The following is a 16,595-nucleotide window of genomic DNA, read 5'->3' on the forward strand; positions in this document are numbered from 1 at the left end:
CAACCCGATCAGGAAAGGCGACCATCCATGGCCGACCAGCTGCTCTTCAACCCCCGCACCTACGACCCGGCGCACTTCGACCCCGAGACCCGCAGGCTGCTGCGTGCCACCGTCGCCTGGTTCGAGGACCGCGGCAAGCGCAAGCTGATCGAGGACTACCGCTCCCGCGCCTGGCTGGCGGAGTTCCTTGAGTTCTCCGCCAAGGAAGGGCTGTTCGCGACCTTCCTCACCCCGGCCTCGGCCGCCGACGGGGAGCCCGACAAGCGCTGGGACACCGCCCGGATCGCCGCCCTCAACGAGATCTTCGGCTTCTACGGGCTCGACTACTGGTACGCCTGGCAGGTCACCATCCTCGGGCTCGGCCCGGTCTGGCAGAGCGACAACGCCACCGTGCGGGCCCGCGCGGCAGAACTCCTCGCCCAGGGTGAGGTGTTCGCCTTCGGCCTGTCCGAGAAGGCCCACGGCGCCGACATCTACTCCACCGACATGCTGCTGGAGCCGGACAGTGACGGTGCCGGCGGCTTCCGCGCCAGCGGCTCCAAGTACTACATCGGCAACGGCAATGCCGCCGGACTCGTCTCCGTCTTCGGCCGCCGCACCGACATCGAGGGCCCGGACGGTTATGTCTTCTTCGCCGCCGACAGCCGCCACCCCGCCTACCACCTCGTGAAGAACGTCGTCGACTCCTCCAAGTACGTCAGCGAGTTCCGCCTCGACGACTACCCGGTCGGCGCGGACGACATCCTGCACACCGGCCGGGCCGCCTTCGACGCCGCCCTCAACACCGTCAACGTCGGCAAGTTCAACCTCTGCACCGGTGCGATCGGCATCTGCGAGCACGCGATGTACGAGGCCGTCACCCACGCGCAGAACCGCATCCTCTACGGCCGTCCCGTCACCGCGTTCCCGCACGTGCGCCGCGAGCTCACCGACGCCTACGTCCGCCTCGTCGGAATGAAGCTGTTCAGCGACCGTGCCGTCGACTACTTCCGCTCCGCCGGACCCGACGACCGCCGCTACCTCCTCTTCAACCCGATGACGAAGATGAAGGTGACCACCGAGGGCGAGAAGGTCATCGACCTGATGTGGGACGTCATCGCGGCCAAGGGCTTCGAGAAGGACACCTACTTCTCCCAGGCCGCCACCGAGATCCGCGGCCTGCCGAAGCTGGAGGGCACGGTCCACGTCAACCTCGCCCTGATCCTCAAGTTCATGGGCAACCACCTGCTGAACCCGGCCGAGTACGAGGCGGTGCCGACCCGCCTCGACGCGGCCGACGACGCGTTCCTCTTCCGGCAGGGACCGGCCCGCGGCCTGGGCTCCGTCCGCTTCCACGACTGGCGCGCCGCCTTCGACGCCTACGCCGAGGTGTCCAACGTCGCCCGCTTCCGGGAGCAGGCGGACGCCCTGTGCGAGTTCGTCACCACCGCCGCCCCCGGCGAGGAGCAAAGCCGCGACCTCGACCTCCTGCTCGCCGTCGGCCAGCTGTTCGCGCTGGTCGTGCACGGCCAGCTGATCCTGGAGCAGGCGCGCCTGACCGGCCTCGACGCCGATGTCCTCGACGAGCTGTTCGCCGTCCTCGTCCGCGACTTCTCCGCGCACGCCGTCGAACTGCACGGCAAGGATTCGGCCACCACGGCGCAGCAGGAGTGGGCGCTCGGCGCGGTCCGGCGTCCGGTCGTCGACGAGGCCCGCGCGACGCGCGTCTGGGAGCGCGTCGAGGCACTGGCCGGGGCGTACGAAATGGCGCCGTAACCCCCTCAGCCGCTTGTGGACCAGCGGGTTCGGCCGGTGCCTCCAGGCGCCGGCCGAGCCCGCCGCTCCTGCCACCCGAGCACCGGAGGCCGTATCCCGTACGCTCGATGGATGGCGAAATACTTCGATGTGCACCCCGACAACCCCCAGCGGCGCACCATCAGCACCGTGGCCGAGAGCATCCGCTCCGGTGCGCTCATCGCGTATCCGACGGACTCCTGTTTCGCACTGGGATGCCAGCTGGGCAGCCGCGACGGCATCGACCGGATCCGGTCGATCCGCAACCTCGACGACCGTCACCACTTCACCCTGGTGTGCCAGAACTTCGCTCAGCTGGGCCAGTTCGTGCACGTCGACAACGATGTGTTCCGCGCGGTCAAGGCGGCGACACCCGGCAGCTACACCTTCATCCTGCCCGCGACGAAGGAGGTGCCGCGCCAGCTGATGCACCCCAAGAAGAAGACCGTCGGGGTCCGGATCCCGGACCATGTCGTCACCCAGGCCCTGCTCGCGGAACTGGGTGAGCCGCTGCTCTCCAGCACCCTGCTGCTGCCCGACGAGGACGAGCCGATGACGCAGGGGTGGGAGATCAAGGAACGGCTCGACCACGTGGTGGACGCAGTGATCGACTCGGGCGACTGCGGCACCGAGCCGACCACCGTCATCGACTTCTCCGGTGACGGCCTGGAGATCGTCCGCCGCGGAGCCGGCGACCCCGCGCGCTTCGAGTAGCGGATTCCCGCGCAGCACCGCCACCCCGTACACCCGGGTTCCACGGCTGCCTGGACCGACGAGCGGATCGTGTCCGGGTGACGGTCGTTCACCACGCACATCCAAGACATGTGCTAAGAAGCACCTGGCATTACATGGCGTGGGGGCGAAGTGATGGCTTCATTCGAAGGTTGGCTGGTGGGGCGTGCGGCTGAGTTGGCGGAGCTGTCCAGGCTGGTGGAGTCCACGCTCGCGGGGGAGGGACAGGCCGCGTTCGTCGTGGGCGAGGCCGGTCTCGGGAAGACCGCGGTGCTCGAGCGGGCCGCGGCGGGCGCGGAGCGCAGGGGCCTGCGGGTGCTGCAGGGGGGTGCCCAGGAGCGGGAGCAGGAATGTCCGTTCTCCTTCATATCGGGCTGCTTGAAGCTTGAGGAGTCCCCCTCGGATCCCCGGCGTGCCCAGGTCGCCGAGGTGCTGCGGGGGGATGCCCGCTACGGTCTGCCGGGCGCCAGGAGCGAGACGGCCGGGGCGTATGCCGCGACGATCGAGGCGATCATCGGGCTGGTCGAGGACTTGTGCGCACAGGGGCCGCTGGCGCTGTTCCTCGACGACCTCCAGTGGGCGGACTCGGCGAGCGTGGCCGTGCTGCACAAACTGGTGGGTTCGGTGCATCAGTTGCCGCTTCTGGTGGTGGGTGCTCACCGGCCCGTGTCCCGAGTCGGGGAAGTCGACCAGCTGTCACGGAGCCCGATCGCCGGGAATCGCACCCTGCTGGAGCTGGCTCCCCTCGATACGGAGGCCGTGGCGGCTCTGCTGGCGGACCTGTGCGGCCGGCCGGCCGGTCCCCGGCTGCTCCGCATGGCCGAGGGGGCCGCCGGCAACCCGCTGTACCTCACCGAGTTGATCGCCGCGCTGCGGCGCGAGCAGGCCATCGGGACCGGTGAGGCCACGGCGGAGATCGCCGCCGGCTGCACGCTGCCCTCGCTGACCAGACTGGTGACGCACCGGCTCCGCTACCTGCGTGATGACGTGCTGCAGGTACTGCGCGTCGCCTCCGTACTGGGCGCCGGCTGCACCACCGCCGAACTCGCGGCGGTGGTGGACCTTCCGCTGCGCGACCTGCTGGCCGTCATGGCGGAGGCCGAGGCGGCCGGGGTGCTGAGGGACACCGGCCAACGCCTGCGCTTCCGGCACGAGCTCATCCGGCACGCTTTGTACGACGCGGTCCCGGGGCCGGTCCGGACCATGCTGCACATGAGAGCGGCGCAGTGTCTGGCCGAGTCCGGGGCGGCTGCCGAACGCGTCGCCGAACACCTCCTGGACGGGCTGCCGAGCCCGGATTTCCTGATCACATGGCTGGAAGGCTCCGCGGCACGGCTCACCACACGGGCACCGGCCATGGCCCTGCGGCTGCTCACCACGGCGCTGGAACTCGGCGACCCCACGGACGCCGGGTACGCAGGCCTCCGGCTGCACCACGCCCTTGCGCAGCTTTCCTGCGGTCTCCTCGCCGAGGCGGAGGAGAGCGCCCGCTGTGCCCTGGCCAAGGCGCCTGACCCCGGGTGGGAATGCCTGATGCGCTGGATCGTCATCCAGGCCGCGTTCGCCCGTGGCCGGCCTGACCTGGCCCTGGCGGAGACGCGGGCCGGATGCCGGAGCCCGGACGTACCGGCGATCGAGGCGGTCCGGCTCCAGTCGTTCGGCGCGGTGTGTCTCTTCGCGCTGGGCGACATCGCCGAAGCCGGTGCGCTCGCCTCACGTGTCCGGCGCGCCGCCGACAAGGCCGGCGACAGCCAGGCCCTGGCCGGCGCCCTGCACGTACTGGCAGCCAAGCGATTCCTCGAAACGCCTGACGCCGAAGCGGTGGAACTCGCGCGGCAGGCGTCCCGCATCACGCCCGAGACCATGCACCCGGCGCAGTGGATGGGGCTGCAACTCGCCCTGGTGAACTACTACGTCGATCTCGATCTCGGACACGACGCCCAGCGGACCCTCGCCGCCATCCGCATCCCTGCGGAGCAGACCGCAGGGATGTTTCTGCCCTGGTACCACCTGTCCTGCGCGCTCCTCGCGTTTCACACGGGGCGCTGGGACGATGCGCTGGCGGAGATCGCCTCGGGTCTCGACTGCGGAGCCCAGGACGCGCTGAGCCGGGCGCTGCGGGCGCTGGCGGCATTGATCGCCGTGCACCGAGGCAGGCGCCCCCTCGCCGAAGCACATCTGGCCGCTCTGCTGCCCGAGGGCGACAACTCGACGGTCGCTGCCTTCTACGAGTACCTGCCGTTGTGCGCCGACGTCCTTCTGGACGAGGCGCGGGGCGATGCCCGGCGTGCCCACTCCCGGCTCGCCGAGGCGTTCGACAGCGGTGTCGGCCATCTGCCGGGCCAGCTGATCCTCAGCTTCCTGACACCTGATCTGGTCCGCCTCGCCCTGGCCCAGGGAGACCGTGCGAACGCACAGCGGTACGCCGCCGCCGCGCAACGGCGCGCCGACCACAGCGGCGGCCTCTACCACCTCGGTGACGCCTACCGCTGTCAAGGCCTGCTGAGCGGGGACCCGGATCTGCTCGGGGAAGCGGTCCGCTGCTACCGCAAGGCTCCGCGGCCACTCAGCGCCGCACAGGCCCTTACCGATGCGGCGGAAATGCTGGCCCGTGGAGGGCGGCCGGCCGAGGCCCGCGTCCTGCTCGATGAGGCGCTGGACACGTTCACGCAGCTGGGCGCGGTCTGGGACGTGGCCCAGGCGACGTCCCGGCTGCGTGCGGTCGCTGTCCGCCGGGGATCGCACCGGCCCCGGACCGGCCTTCGCGACGGCTGGGAAGCCCTGACCCACACCGAACGCCTGGTTGCGGAGCACGTGGCCGAAGGGTGTTCCAATCCCGAGATCGCGGCCCGGCTGTCCATCGCCCGGAGCACCGTCAGCACCCATGTGTCCAGCATCCTCAGAAAGCTGGCGATGACCTCACGGGTCGAAATCGCCGCGGAGGTGACCCGACGGCAGAAGTCCGGGCGGTCATCGTCGCAGGGCTGACCCCCGGCGCTCGACGCGTTGTTCCCCGGCTCCGTTCGGGGAGCCGGGGAACGGTCCGACGGCCTGCCGTCAGATCACGCGGCGGAGTGCACCCGGATCACGAGGGGAGTGCACCGTACGGTCACCGGTTGTTGACGCACTCCGCAGCGGGGCTGTCGCTCGTGCACAGCACCAGGTTGCTGCTGAGGCTGTCGGTGCCGTCCTTGGCCGGGATGGTGGCGGTGCCGTCGCCGGACCAGGTGTCACCGAGATCGTTGGTGAACGTCCACTTACCCGTCACGGTCTTCATCAGCTGGCCTCGCATCGCCCAGCTGTAGTTGCCCGGCTTCACGGATATCTTGTTCGCGTCGCTCACGGTGTCGGTCTGGGTCCAGGAGTGCTCGTAGCGTGCGGTGAGCGCCGTACTGACCTTGGCCGTGACGAATTCGACGTTGACCCCGACCTCGCTGGTGACCGTGAGGGAAGTGCCCACCGTATTGGTCTGGGACGTGGTCTGCGTCCAGGTGATGGTCCTCTCCCCGGGGTCGGTGCTGTTGTTCCACACGTTGGAGCTGACCCGCTGCAGGTTCCCCACGGACGCCACGCTGTCGCCGGTGACCTCGTAGTCGCACGACTTGACGGCGCCGGCACCGGTGCTGCACTGCTTCAGGGCGTACGCGGTGGCCAGGTCCGCGAGGGTGGGGCCGGTGTACTCCGCGCCGGGCGTCGGGCCGATGGTCCACTCCTGGTTGCTGTCACCGTTGCAGCCGTGGATACCCACGGTGGTGCCGTCGTTGCCGCTTCCCCCGAACACATCCATGCACTTGTCGGTGTTGACGTTCCGGATCAGGTAGTAGCCGTCACCACCGTTCGAGGGCTGCAGGTACCAGTTCTGCTTCTTGTTCTTCCGGTCGCAGTACACCGGCTCGACGAGGTGGTCGTTGTCGGTGTTGAAGTCGACGCACTTCTGCGTCTTGTCGTTGCGGATCAGGAAACTCCCGTCCCCGTTGGGAAGGATGCTCCAATGCGCCATCGGCGACTTGTTGATGACCATTTCCGTCCCGTAGTCCGGCGAGTCCTTCGCCAGATCCAATGACGCCGCAAGACCGTCGCCCTGGGGCAGGCGCGGCGACAGGGACAGGCCGGTCATGGCGGGCGTTTCCGCGTGAGCCGTTCCGGTCGTGAGCGGAGAGACTGACGTGGCGAGGGTGGCGAAGGCGACCGCGGCGAATGCGGCCATCGTCCGCCGCGCTGGCCCGTGGGGGGTCGGCTCGGTGATCATGTTTATTCGGTTCTCCTTGGGCAGTTCTTGCCTGGGGGCGGTTTGGCAACCGGCCCTCGTGCCGTGGCAAGGCCGCCCGGACAGGGCAGGAAGCGCCCCGCCCCTGGCTGTGGCCCCTGCTGCGGCGGAGTCAACGTACGGGTCCCGGCGCGGCGTTACATCCGTCAACTGACGGAGGGCTTGCGCGCGAGGGTGACGACGCCACCAGGGCCGCCCGTCCCGCGAATCACGAGACCGCCACCGTGGGGGAGATGCCGGTGACCACCGTGCCGGGCTCCACCTCGTGCGAGCGTGGTCCTCGGTCACCGCTCCGTCAACCGGGCCGGCACGCTACGCCCCGGCGGCGAAGGGCCGTATACGGGCAATGAGCAGGGCGACGTCATCCGGGTCGTCGGGCCGCCGGAGGTCGCTGAGGAGCCGGTCGCAGGTCTCTTCCAGGGAGCGGCCGGGAGCGTCGAGCAGACGGATCAGCGTGTCGAGGCGTTCGTCGATGGGGTGATGGCGGGTTTCGACCAACCCGTCGGTGTACAGCACGAGTTGATCGCCGGGGCCGAGCCGGAAGGTGGTGGTCTCGAAGGGGACGCCGCCGACTCCGAGCGGGGTGCCGGTGGGCAGGTCGAGGAGTTCGGGGCGCTTGCCGCTGCGGACGAGGACGGGCGGCAGATGGCCGGCGGTGGCGATATGGCATGCGGCGCGATGCGGATCGTGGACGGCGTAGACACAGGTGGCGATGTAGTGCTCCAGCCCTGAAGTGATCTTGTCGAGGTGCTGGAGGACCTGGGCGGGGTCGAGATCGAGATCGGCGAAGGCGCTGGTGGCGGTGCGCAGGCGGCCCATGGTGGCGGCGGCGTCGATACCGCTGCCCATGACGTCGCCCACGACCAGTGCGGTCTTGTCCCCTTCGAGCGGAAGGACGTCGTACCAGTCGCCGCCGATCTCGTAGGTGGCCTGCGCGGGCCGGTACCGGGAGGCGATCTGCAGACCGGGAAGGTGGGGCGGATGGTCGGGGAGCAGGCTGCGCTGCAGGGTTTCGGCGGCGTTGCGCACGCTCTGGTGCGACCGCGCGTTGTCGATGCAGACGGCGGCGCGGGAGGCCAGTTCGGCGGCGAGCGCGAGGTCGTCCTCGTCGAAGGGCAGCGGATTGCGGGCGCGGGTGAGCCCCAGGCAGCCGAGGATCTGGCCGCGGGCGGTGAGCGGGGCCAGCAGGTAGGAGTGCACTCCGGCGCGGGCCAGCAATGTGGCGGCGTGGCCGTCGCGGGCGATGCGCGTCAGATCGTCGTCATCCGCGTGCGAGACCAGGATCGGGCGGCCGGTGCGTACGCACTGGGTCGCCAGGCGGTCGGCGTCGTAGGCGGCGGTCTGGCCGGGAGGGTCGGCGGCCTGGAGGGCTTCGGTGGGATAGGCGCCCTTCACGGCGAGCGCGCGGAAGACCGCGGGGCCCTCGTCACGGGCCGGGCGGTGCTCGCCCAGGATGGAGTCGAGCACATCGACGGTGACCACGTCGGCGAGTTCGGGAACGGTGACCTCGGCCAGCTCCCGCGCGGTCTGTTCCACCTCCAGGGTGGTGCCGATACGGGCCGACCCGTCCGCGATCAGGGCCAGGCGCCGCCGGGCCTCGCTGGCCTCCATGGCGGACTGATACCGGTCGGTGACGTCCACCACCAGGTCGGCCACCCCGAGAACCCGCCCTTGGGGATCCTCCAGCCGGTACAACGAGATGGACCAGGCGCGCTGGCGGTCCGGGTCGGAGGGGCTGCGGCCGACGACGGTGGCCTGGTCGACCATGGGGACGCCCGTTTCGAGTACCTGCCGCATCGCGGTCTCGGGTACCTCGAACTTCGCGGCGGTCATGATCTCGCGGTAGTGCCGGCCGAGATGGTCTTCCGCGGGAATGCCGTGCATCCGTTCCAGTGCGGGGTTGACGGCCACATAACGCAGCTCGGTGTCGAGGATCGCCAGCCCGATGGGGGACTGGGAGATCAGCCGGGTGGACAGCGCGACATCCCGCTCCACCTCGCGGAGCGTCGGTGAGTCGGTGGCGAGCCCGAGGGCGTAGAAATCGCCGTGGTCGTCCGTCAGCCGCATGTTGCGCAGCTCCACCAGCCGCGCTGCGCCGTCCTTGTGGCGGACGGGGAAGGTGCCGCCCCAGCTCCGGCCGGTCTCCATCACCTCGGCGAACTTCTTGATCACCAGTTCCCGGTGCTCTTCGTGGATGAGCAGCGGCGCCGCGTACTGCCCGAGTGCTTCCTCGGCGGAGTAGCCGTACAGATCCGCGGCCTGCGGGCTCCACAGCACGATCCGTCCCTCGTCGTTCACCAGCACTGCGGCGACGGCGAGGAGGTCCATCAGCCCGCTCGGCTGGGACGACTTACCCGCCGGCCCACCGGCACCGGCCGGCCGCGCCTCGTCTGCGCTCACCCCGGCACTCCTTCCGTCCGCCGGACCACGCGGGGTGTACCCACACCCGTTCGTGGCCTGACCTGCCCACGTGCCTTTGTGGCCTGCCCCTGGCAGGTGAGTGCTGTGGCTTCCATGGTCCCCCCGGATCGTCCGCCCGCATACTCGTCGACACGGTCGCCGCCGCCGTGCCCACGCGACCCGAGCGGCCCAAGCGCCTCAAGCAGCCCGCCGCTCAGCCCGGGAAAGCCGTGCGAAAGGCAAGCGGTGGCTGAGCTGCCCGGGGTCCCCCTCTATTGCCGCATTATCAAAACTTGCCGATCCGGCAACCGAGGATCAGAGTTGAAGCCACACTCATGCGAGATCGGAGCACACCGTGGTCGTTCTCGGAATCATTCTGCTCGTCATCGGATTTGTGACCGGCATTTCCATCCTGTGGACCATCGGGGTCATTCTTGCCGTCATCGGCGCGATTCTGTGGCTCCTCGGCGCGATGGGACACGCGGTCGCCGGCCGGAAGCACTACTGGTAGCACGACCGCACGGTCTCCGAAGCTGGTCAGTCCCCAGCAGGGGCCGGAGCGGGAGCTTCTGGGCGTGCGAGCACGCCCAGAACGCTGTCCACGACCAAGAACGCGGCGAGCGATACGCCGAGCAGCGGCACCGCCCGGCCCACCACCACGGCGACGAGCGCGAGCGAAATCAGCAGGGGCAGCCGAACCTGCCGCCAGGCACCCCGCGCGACCGGCCGTCCGAAGGACAGGGCACGGTCGCGGGTCGGACGACGCTGCCACCACATCCGGTATCCCCAGAGGATCAGGAAGATCAGCGCCAGGGCGAGCGCGGCCGGCGCGAACCGCGCCGTGCCATGACAGCGTCCGGCGCCGTCCGGTGGCGGTGCGATCCGGCAGGGTGAGGGCCCGCAGCTTGCGGTGCGTACGCTTCCGGCCGATCCACAGCGCGAGCCCGCCGCCGGCGACCACCCACAGCCGGCTGGCAGCCAGTTCGCTGTAGAGGCGGCCGTTCTCTCCCAGGTGCAGGTTGCGGTGGAGATCGTCGAGCCAGGTGCCCAGCGGCAGCGCACCCGAGGCGCCGTACGCCGGGAGTGATGCGGTGCGAGGTGACCCACAGGGGCCGCGATTCCTGTGTCCTGCGCGTGAAGCCCGCGCTGTGGGGACGCGGTATCGGCGATCCGGTGGCTCCCGTCAGGCGTGCCGCGGAGGGCCGTCAGGCATCCTCGCCGCCCCGTCCGCTCTCCGTGGAGTGCCGGGAACGAGCCCGCTCCAGGGCCGCATCGAAGTCACGCTGGGTGTCGTCGCACCAGTGCAGCAAGTCGGTGAGGATCTGCTGCAACGTCTCGCCGGGGCTACTGCGCCAGCCCTCGGCCGAGAGTGTGTACGTCTGAAGGGCCTCGTTTGCCCGCTCCACCGCCGTGTCGTGAACCTTCGGCCTTGCCACGTTCCACTCCCCTTCGACGAGATCCCTTACGCGCGACGGCGGCAGGAACGCGGCGCCGCGCGAAAAAACTATAATGCACTGCAAAGTTACAGTAGAGGTCATCTTTGCTGGTTGCGGTCGGGGCGGCTCTCCGCGTGAGCTCGAGGCCTCCCCGCACAGGGACAGGGGCGCAGACGCATGGCACGTGGGGTGGGAATGGCGGATACGGCACGTACGGCAGGTGCGGCAGGCACCGCAGCGCCCCAGGGCGGGCTGCGCAGCGTGACGGCTGTCCGGTATGTGACCCCGCTGCGGAGCGGTGGCTCGGTCCCCGGCGTCGTCGAAGCCGACGATCTGGGCACCTACGTCGTCAAGTTCACCGGCTCGGCGCAGGGACGTAAGGCGCTCGTCGCCGAGGTCGTCGTGGGCGAGCTGGCGCGGCGACTCGGGCTGCGCGTACCGGAGCTGGTCCGGGTGCACTTCGACCCGTCCGTCGCCGACGAGGAGCCGCACCAGGAGATCCAGGATCTGCTGCACTCCAGCGCGGGACTCAACCTCGGCATGGACTACCTGCCGGGAGCCGCCGACTTCACGCCGGGCACGCTGGAGGTCGACCCGGCGGAGGCCGCAAGGATCATCTGGCTGGACGCCTTCACCGCCAACGTGGACCGTACGGTGCACAGCCCGAACCTCATGGTCTGGCCGGCCTCCGGTCACCAGGAGCCCCGTCTGTGGCTCATCGACCACGGTGCCTCGCTCGTCTTCCACCACCGCTGGGAGGCCGCGGCGGACGCCGTCGGGAAGGCGTACCCCTTCCGGCACCACGTGCTCGGCTCCCGTGGCCCTGACATGGCGGCAGCGGACGCCGACCTCGCCCACCGTGTGACGCCGGAGTTGCTGCGCGAGGTCGTCACCGCCGTCCCGGACGAATGGCTGACCCACGAGCCGGGCTTCACGACTCCGGACGAGCTTCGCGACGCCTACGTCGCCCACCTCGCCGCCCGCGCGAAAATATCCACGCAATGGCTCCCCACGCATTTCCTCGGCCGCGAGCAAGCAGAAAGCCGCGAGCCCGAAAACAAGGGAAATCCCTGAGGGAAGCCGCGGAAACGGCTCTCGACAAGTTTTGCCGCCGGCCGGCCGCCGGCCGGTCGTGGCCGCGGCGGCCGAAGGGCTGCGGGAACTGCTGGGCCGGCCCGGGTACCGGCACGGCACCCGACGGCAAGATCACTCTCTGCGGAGTTCCTAGACTTACCCCATGGCTGAAGGGCTGCGGGAACGCAAGAAACGGCAGACACGGCAACGCATCTCCGACGTGGCCCTCGGCCTGTTCGTGGAGCGGGGTTTTGACCGCGTCACCATCGCCGAGGTCGCGGCGGCCGCCGAGGTCTCGGTCAACACCCTCTACAACTACTACGAGGCCAAGGAAGACCTCGTCCTCCCACCGGACCAGGCCTCCCCACAGCGGCTCGCCGACCTCGTGCGCGCCCGGCGGCCCGGCGAGTCCGCCGCACGGGCGGTCCTCGCCCAGCTGCGGGACGAACTAAGGCGCCGCGACCGCACGCTGGGCCTGACCGCAGGCTTCGGCCCCGTCTTCCACATGATGCGGGCGGCACCCACCCTCACGGCCCGACTGGAGGACCTCGGCCGGCAGATGACCGACGCACTCGCCACCGTTCTGGCCGAAGAGACCGGCGCTGGGCTGGACGACCCCACACCACGCCTGGTGGCAAGCCAGATCGGCTGGTTCCACTCGCTGGTCTATGCCGAGATCGGCCAACGCATCGTCGCCGGCGAGAAGCCGGACACGATCGCGGAAGCCGTACTGGATCTCCTCGACCTCGTCGAGGGCCTGCTGAGCGAACAGGCTCTGGCCTACGCCACCCGTGCCACCCGCAAGGAGTGACGGAACGGGCCGGCGCGGGCGGCCGCCGCACCTACGGCGGCGGCCGCCCCGAGCGCGGCTCCGGTGCCCAGGACCGTCCCGGCGGACATCGGCGCCGAGGGCCCTGATCGGTGGCGTCGACGGGGTCCGCCGACGCCGGAGGCGCGGTGGCTGCTACGCGACCACGCCGGACTTGGCGATGACGATGTCGGCGCTGGTGGCGCCGCTGCGCGAGCCCAGGGCCTCGATCTTCTTGACGATGTCCATGCCCTCGACGACCTCGCCGAAGACGACGTGCTTGTTGTCCAGCCAGTCCGTCACGATGGTGGTGATGAAGAACTGCGAGCCGTTGGTGTTCGGGCCGGCGTTCGCCATCGACAGCTGACCGGGCTTGGTGTGCTTGAGCTGGAAGTTCTCGTCCTGGAACTTCTCGCCGTAGATGCTCTTGCCGCCGGTCCCGTTGCCGGCGGTGAAGTCGCCACCCTGGAGCATGAAGTCGGGGATGACGCGGTGGAAGCCGGATCCCTCGTAGCCGAAGCCGTGCTCGCCGGTGGCCAGCTCACGGAAATTCTTCGCGGTCTTGGGGACCACGTCGTCGAACAGGGTGAAGACGATCCGCCCGGCGGGGGCGCCATCGATGGTGATGTCGAAAAACACGTTGTCAGTCATGACGGCATCCTTACATGTCCCTGCCGGGGCGAGGCGCGGCCCCCGATGCCCGTCGTGACGGAGCCGGTGTAAGGGGCACGCCCCCGAAAGACAGGGGCCCCTGCGAAAGGCAGGCTCCCCGCGAAAGGGAAGCCCCGACCCCGAGAATGCAGGGCCCCGAGAATGCGGGGCCCCGAGAACGCAGGGCGCCGTGGGCGGCAAGCCGGCGGACAAGGGCGAACCGTACAAACTACCCACGGACCGCCGCCTCACCCGCGCAGCCGGCACACACGGAAGCGCGCGCGGCGAGGCTGCCGCCCGGAAGCCCCGATCGTGCCGGTGGCACGCCACGGGCCGTCGGCCCTACCGGGCGCTGCACCCTCTTCACTCCCCGAGCCCACCGCGCATGCGCCGTTCACCACCAACTGCCGTCCGGCAGCCCAGCTCCGATTTCGGTCGTCGGTGCGGGGGAGCACTCTTTTTGCTGAAGGCCGTTATCGGTGGGCTTGGCGCAGCAGGAAATCAGCAAATCCTTCTCTGGAACCGGGCGCGCCGTGCGCCCATGAGGGAAGGACGGCCATGCGACGCATCATCGTCGGCACCTGCGCTGCACTCGCTGCTCTGGGAATCGGGCTGGCCGGCCCGGCCGCTGCTGCTCCGGTACCGGTGACCGCGCTCAACTGCGATGGCGACACCTACAAGTGCACAGCCAACCTCCGCTTCGGTGACAACAATTGGAAGGCGAGCTGGGGCGCGACCATCTACCACCAGGCACCCCGCTCCGCCTACCGCGCTCCGGTACCGGTAACGGGCCTCAGCTGCGACGGCGACACCGGCAAGTGCACCGCCAACTTGCAATTCGGCGACGGGAACTGGCGCGCGAGCTGGTCGGCCGGCATCTTCCACCAGGCGCTCCGGTCCCCCCAGGGCACACGGATCGCCGCTCCCGTACCGGCGAACAGCCTGACCTGTGACGGCGACACCGGTCGCTGTTCCGTCAACCTCCAGTTCGGCGACGGAAACTGGAAGGCCAACTGGGCCGCGACCATCTATCACCAGTAGCAGTTCGCCCCTCGGCCCAGGGGCGAAAACGGAAAACGAACAATGGGGAGCGAACAACGGAAACGGGGCCCGGGGGCGAGCGGTATGCGTCCCCGGGCGTCACCACTGGCCGCATGGAGAGGATCGCCCAGGGGGGAACCGCCCGGCCGGGACCGCCCGCCTGGGACCGCCCGGTGCGTACGCCGGGCGGCTCGCGAACCGGTTCTGCGGAATACCCGCGCACGCCGGTCAGCGGCCCGGGAGCCGCGCTCATTTACCTATTGTCATCTTGATTGTCGTACACGTCATTGCTGACACGTACGCGCCTTCTTTCGCACGGCCGGGAACCCTACCGTCGCATGCACCCAACATTCGACGACGGCAACTTCCGCTCCCACCAGACCCGTTCACGAATGGACTCGTGAGCGGGAGGGGCGGCGGCTGCCCAGGGAGAAGCCATGTCCGCAGCCGTACAGCAGCAAGAAAGTCCGCAGTCTTCGGGCTCCTGGCCCGGCGGGGACGGGGGAAACTGGCCCAGATATCCGAGGCTCTACGAGGCCATTCCGGACTCGGGGCCGACCTCCGGAGGGAATACCGTCCTGCTCACCGGGGCGGGCCTGCAGGGCACGAGTCAGGTCACCTTCGGCGGTATCCCCGCCATCATCGTCACCCAGGACCCTTCCGGCGGCTCGGTCACCGTCCTCGCGCCCCCGCACGCGGCGGGAACCGTCCAGATCATCGCCACCACATCGAGAGGCAACACCAACTCGGTGAGCTATACCTACGTCGCTTCGCCCAGTGGCCCGACGGTCACCGCTCTCGTGCCCAGCAGCGGGCCCACCGCCGGCGGTACCGCGTTCGCCCTCATCGGCACTAATCTCACCGGCGCAACGGTCACCTTCAACGGTGTGCCGGCCACCGGAGTGTCCATCAATCCCATGGGAACGGTGCTCACCGGCGTCACGCCGCCCGGCCCCGCAGGCAACGTCCCGGTCGTGGTCACCACCCCGGCCGGGAGCACCACGGTCGCCGGTGGATACACCTATACGGCACCCCCGCCTGTGGTGACGTCGCTGTCGCCGTCGTCGGGCAGTGCTGCGGGTGGTACGGCGTTCGTGATCTCGGGGAGTGGTTTGAGTGGTGCGGTGGTGACGTTCAACGGGGTTGCGGCGACGGGGGTTTCGGTGAATGCGTCGGGTACGGCGCTGGTCGGCTTCACCCCGGCCGGGCCGCTCGGCAACGTCCCGGTCGTGGTCACCACCCCGGCCGGGAGCACCGCGGTCGCCGGTGGGTACACCTACACGGCCCCGCGCCCGCCTGTGGTGACGTCGCTGTCGCCGTCGTCGGGCAGTGCTGCGGGTGGTACGGCGTTCGTGATCTCGGGGAGTGGTTTGAGTGGTGCGGTGGTGACGTTCAACGGGGTTGCGGCGACGGGGGTTTCGGTGAATGCGTCGGGTACGGCGCTGGTCGGCTTCACCCCGGCCGGGTCGCTCGGCAACGTTCCCGTCGTCGTCACCACCCCGGGCGGCAGCACGACCGTCGCCGGTGGATACACCTACGTGTGAGCGATCCTCCTGGCAACGGTTCACCCGCCTGCCCTGCCACCGGCTCCTGATGAGTCGGCGGCAGGGCAGGGCGTCAGGAACAGGGCGTCCGACCACCGGTGTGATCTTCGGCGGTGTCCCCGCCGCATTCGCCGTCCTGTCCGACACCGAAGTCGCAGCCATCGCTCCCGCCCCTTCCCTGGGCACGGTCACCATCGCGGCCACCACTACGGGCGGCTCCGCCACCGCGCCCGGAGTGCTTCTCTGTCTCATCGGCTGATGCGTGGTGTGCACTCCGCACCCCGCACTCCGGACCTTGGCACTTCGCACTCCGCACCTCGAGTGTCCACCGGCGGGTTCCCACCGCCGAGTTCTTCCCGCCCGGAATGGGCGCCCTGCTTCAACTACCGTCGTCGGTAGGAGACGGGTTGAGGTTGCCCGCGCCGTGAGACGGAGGGCCGGGGTGCGGAGCGTGACCGGGGTCAGCAGGGGGACCACCCCGGCTCGTACGCAGCGTGTGCCCCCCCGTCGGCCCATGGGCATGCCCGGACCTCGTAGAGATATCCGCTCCGTCGCTTCCCGTCATCGGACCTGTACGCATTGTGGTGCCTGTGCGGCGCCGTGGTGTCTGTGCGGCCCCGGTTCGCCCCCCGGCCCTTACCCTCGCGGCGCCGAAGTCGCCCCGTTGTCGTCGCGGAGCGGTCCCGGACGCGTGCCCATTTGCCATCGGAGGGTATGTGTGCCCACGCGCCTCAGGAGGGAAGATGTCCCGCTGAATTGGAACAATTCGACAACCCACCGAGGGCAGCGCAACATGTGGTTGTGGGAGGTGCACAGATGATTGCGAACCTCGAGCATCGGGGGCACGGCCAGTCGGCTTACGCCGCACG

At 69.6% G+C, this 16,595-nt stretch carries 13 protein-coding genes and 1 pseudogene; 9 read left to right on the forward strand and 5 right to left on the reverse strand.

Annotated features, from left to right (window positions below; translation table 11 throughout):
- Positions 1-27: 27 nt before the first annotated feature.
- The 3 genes from ABZ851_RS11805 to ABZ851_RS11815 all read left to right on the forward strand — a co-directional run bounded on the left by ABZ851_RS11805 (position 28) and on the right by ABZ851_RS11815 (position 5,493).
- Positions 28-1,755: an acyl-CoA dehydrogenase family protein gene (locus ABZ851_RS11805; RefSeq protein ID WP_361125126.1), complete on the forward strand. Its 1,728-nt coding sequence runs from the start codon at positions 28-30 to the stop codon at positions 1,753-1,755.
- A 111-nt stretch (positions 1,756-1,866) separates the two neighbouring features.
- Positions 1,867-2,487 carry an L-threonylcarbamoyladenylate synthase gene (locus ABZ851_RS11810; protein WP_336049168.1) on the forward strand — a complete coding sequence of 207 codons (621 nt, stop codon included), beginning with the start codon at positions 1,867-1,869 and terminating at the stop codon, positions 2,485-2,487.
- A gap of 177 nt (positions 2,488-2,664) precedes the next feature.
- Positions 2,665-5,493 carry an AAA family ATPase gene (locus ABZ851_RS11815; protein WP_361125128.1) on the forward strand — a complete coding sequence of 943 codons (2,829 nt, stop codon included), beginning with the start codon at positions 2,665-2,667 and terminating at the stop codon, positions 5,491-5,493.
- Between the two features lie 121 nt (positions 5,494-5,614).
- On the opposite strand, the gene ABZ851_RS11820 is transcribed toward ABZ851_RS11815, so the two are convergent.
- Positions 5,615-6,754, reverse strand: a complete 1,140-nt coding sequence (locus ABZ851_RS11820; protein ID WP_361125130.1) for an RICIN domain-containing protein — start codon at positions 6,752-6,754, stop codon at positions 5,615-5,617.
- A 330-nt stretch (positions 6,755-7,084) separates the two neighbouring features.
- Positions 7,085-9,100 carry a SpoIIE family protein phosphatase gene (locus ABZ851_RS11825; RefSeq protein ID WP_361126198.1) on the reverse strand — a complete coding sequence of 672 codons (2,016 nt, stop codon included), beginning with the start codon at positions 9,098-9,100 and terminating at the stop codon, positions 7,085-7,087.
- Positions 9,101-9,527: 427 nt separating this feature from the next.
- On the opposite strand from ABZ851_RS11825, the gene ABZ851_RS11830 reads away from it, so the two are divergent.
- On the forward strand, positions 9,528-9,683 hold the full coding sequence (locus ABZ851_RS11830; protein WP_336049171.1) for a DUF6131 family protein: 156 nt from the start codon (positions 9,528-9,530) through the stop codon (positions 9,681-9,683).
- A gap of 26 nt (positions 9,684-9,709) precedes the next feature.
- On the opposite strand, the pseudogene ABZ851_RS11835 reads toward ABZ851_RS11830, so the two are convergent.
- A pseudogene (locus ABZ851_RS11835) lies at positions 9,710-10,247 on the reverse strand (PepSY-associated TM helix domain-containing protein); the annotation flags it as partial.
- A gap of 130 nt (positions 10,248-10,377) precedes the next feature.
- Positions 10,378-10,608, reverse strand: coding sequence for a hypothetical protein (locus ABZ851_RS11840; protein WP_336049172.1), 231 nt, complete (start codon positions 10,606-10,608; stop codon positions 10,378-10,380).
- 195 nt (positions 10,609-10,803) lie between these two features.
- Between ABZ851_RS11840 and ABZ851_RS11845 the strand changes: the two genes are divergently transcribed.
- Both ABZ851_RS11845 and ABZ851_RS11850 read left to right on the forward strand, forming a co-directional pair.
- Positions 10,804-11,682 carry a HipA family kinase gene (locus ABZ851_RS11845; protein WP_361126201.1) on the forward strand — a complete coding sequence of 293 codons (879 nt, stop codon included), beginning with the start codon at positions 10,804-10,806 and terminating at the stop codon, positions 11,680-11,682.
- Positions 11,683-11,845: 163 nt separating this feature from the next.
- On the forward strand, positions 11,846-12,493 hold the full coding sequence (locus tag ABZ851_RS11850; protein WP_361125133.1) for a TetR/AcrR family transcriptional regulator: 648 nt from the start codon (positions 11,846-11,848) through the stop codon (positions 12,491-12,493).
- Positions 12,494-12,646: 153 nt separating this feature from the next.
- On the opposite strand, the gene ABZ851_RS11855 is transcribed toward ABZ851_RS11850, so the two are convergent.
- Entirely contained in the window at positions 12,647-13,141 is a 495-nt protein-coding gene (locus ABZ851_RS11855) for a peptidylprolyl isomerase (protein ID WP_336049175.1), read from the reverse strand.
- 558 nt (positions 13,142-13,699) lie between these two features.
- Here ABZ851_RS11855 and ABZ851_RS11860 point away from each other — a divergent pair.
- The 3 genes from ABZ851_RS11860 to ABZ851_RS11870 all read left to right on the forward strand — a co-directional run bounded on the left by ABZ851_RS11860 (position 13,700) and on the right by ABZ851_RS11870 (position 15,985).
- The gene (locus ABZ851_RS11860) at positions 13,700-14,182 is read left to right on the forward strand and encodes a hypothetical protein (protein WP_361125135.1); all 483 of its coding nucleotides are present in this window, start codon (positions 13,700-13,702) and stop codon (positions 14,180-14,182) included.
- A gap of 437 nt (positions 14,183-14,619) precedes the next feature.
- Entirely contained in the window at positions 14,620-15,726 is a 1,107-nt protein-coding gene (locus ABZ851_RS11865) for an IPT/TIG domain-containing protein (RefSeq protein WP_361125137.1), read from the forward strand.
- A gap of 49 nt (positions 15,727-15,775) precedes the next feature.
- Positions 15,776-15,985 (forward strand): hypothetical protein, encoded by a 210-nt coding sequence (locus ABZ851_RS11870; RefSeq protein WP_361125139.1) that lies wholly within the window; start codon positions 15,776-15,778, stop codon positions 15,983-15,985.
- Positions 15,986-16,595 lie beyond the last annotated feature (610 nt).

This window comes from Streptomyces sp. NPDC047049, assembly GCF_040643995.1.
Classification (GTDB): Bacteria; Actinomycetota; Actinomycetes; order Streptomycetales; family Streptomycetaceae; genus Streptomyces; species Streptomyces mooreae.